Source organism: Aquabacterium parvum (genome assembly GCF_001447195.1).
In the GTDB taxonomy this organism is placed as follows: Bacteria; Pseudomonadota; Gammaproteobacteria; order Burkholderiales; family Burkholderiaceae_C; genus Aquabacterium; species Aquabacterium parvum.
Map to the genome: position 1 here is coordinate 1 of NZ_LFRI01000051.1, position 345 is coordinate 345.

Below are 345 nucleotides of genomic sequence, written 5' to 3' on the forward strand. Positions count from 1 at the left end.
TAAAGGCTTTTGCGGGGGTAGAGCGTCAGGTGGTGTGCGTTTTGAGGCCTGTTGTGCTCGTCTGCGATGCGGTCGGCTCATTTGTTGAAGTCATCAAGCCGCATGACGCATCACAAACGAGTTGTTCAGACCTTCCCTAACTGGGCGTTGCAGGGGACGCCTCAACCACTGCACGCTTCGACCACGCCAAGCGCGCGCCCCTGAACTTTGGCGTTAGGCCTTTCGCGTGTTCGGGTGCGTCTTCAGCCAGTCACGCAGTGCCGTGTTGATGCGCGTTTGCCAGCCAGCACCGCGATCTTTGAAGGCGTCCAAGATGTCCGCATCCAAACGAATGTTGACGTGCTC

The 345-nt window shown here is 58.0% G+C and carries 1 protein-coding gene; it reads right to left on the reverse strand.

Annotated features, from left to right (window positions below):
• Positions 1–213: 213 nt before the first annotated feature.
• On the reverse strand, positions 214–345 hold a 132-nt coding region (locus ABG80_RS21105; RefSeq protein ID WP_160322403.1), incomplete at its 5' end, for a BrnA antitoxin family protein.